This is a genomic window from Comamonas sp. (assembly GCF_036666375.1).
GTDB lineage: Bacteria > Pseudomonadota > Gammaproteobacteria > Burkholderiales > Burkholderiaceae_C > Comamonas.
In genome coordinates this window covers 3,137-5,675 of sequence record NZ_JAVWWA010000133.1, presented here as the reverse complement: position 1 = coordinate 5,675, position 2,539 = coordinate 3,137, and the positions used below count along the sequence as shown (strand labels likewise).

The 2,539-nt window shown below is 63.6% G+C and carries 4 protein-coding genes; 3 read left to right on the top strand and 1 reads right to left on the bottom strand.

Annotated features, from left to right (window positions below; translation table 11 throughout):
- The 3 genes from RR928_RS22180 to RR928_RS22170 form a co-directional block, all read left to right on the top strand.
- Positions 1 to 216: transglycosylase domain-containing protein (locus RR928_RS22180; RefSeq protein WP_332684294.1), on the top strand; the 216-nt coding region annotated here is incomplete at its 5' end.
- Positions 217 to 229: 13 nt separating this feature from the next.
- Positions 230 to 778 carry a crossover junction endodeoxyribonuclease RuvC gene (gene ruvC, locus RR928_RS22175; protein WP_332540324.1) on the top strand — a complete coding sequence of 183 codons (549 nt, stop codon included), beginning with the start codon at positions 230 to 232 and terminating at the stop codon, positions 776 to 778.
- A gap of 304 nt (positions 779 to 1,082) precedes the next feature.
- On the top strand, positions 1,083 to 2,207 hold the full coding sequence (locus RR928_RS22170; protein ID WP_332548807.1) for an ankyrin repeat domain-containing protein: 1,125 nt from the start codon (positions 1,083 to 1,085) through the stop codon (positions 2,205 to 2,207).
- A 26-nt stretch (positions 2,208 to 2,233) separates the two neighbouring features.
- On the opposite strand, the gene RR928_RS22165 is transcribed toward RR928_RS22170, so the two are convergent.
- Positions 2,234 to 2,539: RcnB family protein (locus RR928_RS22165; protein WP_332684292.1), on the bottom strand; the 306-nt coding region annotated here is incomplete at its 5' end.

The following is a 2,539-nucleotide window of genomic DNA, read 5'->3' as shown; positions in this document are numbered from 1 at the left end:
AACCATGTCGAATGGGGGCCCGGGGTCTTTGGTGCCGAGGCCGCTGCCGGCTACTATTTCGGCAAGCCCGCGGCGCGGCTGAGCGCGGCCGAGGCTGCGCGCCTGGCCGTGATGCTGCCCCAGCCCAAGCGCTTTGCGCTGCAACCCAAGTCCAGCTACCTGGCCCAACGCGCGCGCACCATCATGCGCCGCATGGGTCATACTGCTCTGCCCTGACAGAGAGCATTGCATGCGCATTCTTGGAATTGACCCCGGCCTGCAGACCACGGGCTTTGGTGTGGTCGACGTGGACGGCCACCGCCTCACCTATGTGGCCAGCGGAACCATACGCACGACCGCGCTGGACCGCGGCGACCTGCCGGGCCGGCTCAAGCTGCTGTTCGACGGCATCACCGAGGTCGCGCAACGCTACCAGCCCGACAGCTCGGCAGTGGAAATCGTGTTCGTCAACACCAACCCGCAATCGACGCTGCTGCTGGGCCAGGCGCGTGGCGCGGCGCTGGCGGCGCTGGTCACCAGCCTGTTGCCCGTGGCCGAGTACACGGCCTTGCAGATGAAGAAAGCCGTTGCCGGCCATGGCCGCGCGGGCAAGGACCAGATCCAGGCCATGGTGCAGCGCCTGCTGCAGCTGCCCGGTCTGCCCGGCCCCGACGCCGCCGACGCGCTGGGCATTGCCATCACGCATGCCCATGTGGGTGCCGCCATGGCGCGCATTGCCGAAGTCGCGCCGCTGCAGCGCCGCCAGCATGCGATGTACAAGGGCGGCCGCTCTTACTGAGCGGCAACAGCCCGGGCGCTGCGCCCAGCAGCACACCCCGCACCGCTGCCGTTGACTGCCTGCCCTCGGGCCAGCAGCTGCCGCGCACTCGGCGCATCCCTCCCCAGCCCTCTTCCTCGCGGTCCGCAAGTGACTGCAAAACAACTGCGTTTGCAAAAATTAAAAAACCAATTAAACTCAAGACTTGATAGCTTTAAACTATTAAATACTCAACCATAAGCTACGGGCCTGGGCGGTGCGGATCGAAAACAACCGCGAGGCACGTTTCACTGTCAACCAGTCTGCAGTTCCTCTGCCTTTGATCATGCCTTCTGAAAACCATCCCGATTTCGATCCCGTTCTGGGTTCCCAGCTGCTCGCCGCCGCGCATGCGCAAGATAGTGCCACCCTTCAAGCCCTGCTGCAGCGCGACGATGTGGACATCAACATCGTCGGCGCGGACAACTTGAACGCCTTGATGATTTCCGTAGTGAAGGGGCAGCACGCTGCGGTGGCGGCCCTCGTCGCCCGCCCTGACCTGCTGATCAATGCCCAAATAGATGGCGGCTTCTCGGCGTTGATGCTGGCGTCGATCTTGGACATGCCAAAGCTGGTGCAGACCCTGCTCACGCGCGCTGACCTGCAGATCAACGATGCCAACCTCGAGGGCAACTCCGCGCTGATGCTGGCCGCCACACAAGGCCATGTGCAGGTCATCGAACTGTTCAAGAATCGTGCGGATGCAGCCGTCAATGCAACCAATTTGGTGGGCGGCACCGCACTGATTCTCGCCGCCATCGCCGGGAAACTCGATGCTGTCGAATGTCTGAAGGAATTCGCTGGTATCGATCTCAATGCCGTCGACGGCATGTATTGCACTGCGCTGATGCACGCCGTGGTGAACAAGCATCCAGCCATAGTGGAAAGCTTGAAACACTGCGCAGACATCAATGCCACAGACAGCGCGAATTGGACAGCGCTGATGTATGCCGCCGATGCCGGCGCTCCGGACATTGTGTTGAGCCTGCTCCAGGTTGGGCATGTGGAACACGACACTCTCAACGAGGGCCAGCGCCACTCCGCGCTCATGATCGCCGCCAGCAAGGGCGATGAATTGTCGGTGAAACACTTGATGGACTTTGGCGCGGACGTCATGCTCTGCGGCGCCGACGGCCGCACAGCCGCGGACATGGCGCGCGACGCGGGCCACATTGCCATCGCCGACGCGATCGCGCTGGCGCAGCAGGAGCTCCTCGATGATCCGACTCTATCGTTGACCTGGGTATCGCCGCTGGCCAGATCGGGCGATGAAGAGGATTACCTATATAGCCACGAACTGGTGGAAGCCGCTGCCGCCGAAGACAGCCTGCTGGACACGGCTATCGCAGAACAGGAATCTTCGACGAATGGCAGCCTGGAGCCGCTGGCTTCGGACTTCGCTCTACAGTAAACAGCGCCCGCAACCCCCGGCGAATGTCATTGGCTCAGTATCAGCTGCGCGATCACGCCCGTGGCAATCGCCACCAGCAGATAGTCACCACCATTTTGCACCCAGTGATAGCCGCGTGGCGGCGGGCTCAGGTGATGGCCGCGCCAGTCGTTGACCACATAGTGGCGCGTGCGGTACTGGGGCGGAATGCGCGAGCCGCGCACCCAGTTGTGCTGCGGGCCGGCACCATGGCGCCCGCCATGGGCGTGCGGCGGCGGGCCTGGGCGGCGGTCGTCACGGCGGTCGTAACGATCGTGGCGGTCATGGCGGTCCGGTCCGGCGTGGCCATGGCC

Excerpts from the sequence above, each read along its gene's own strand:
- ruvC (WP_332540324.1), top strand. The coding sequence starts at position 230 with ATGCGCATTCTTGGAATTGACCCCGGCCTGCAGACCACGGGCTTTGGT.
- RR928_RS22170 (WP_332548807.1), top strand. The coding sequence starts at position 1,083 with ATGCCTTCTGAAAACCATCCCGATTTCGATCCCGTTCTGGGTTCCCAG.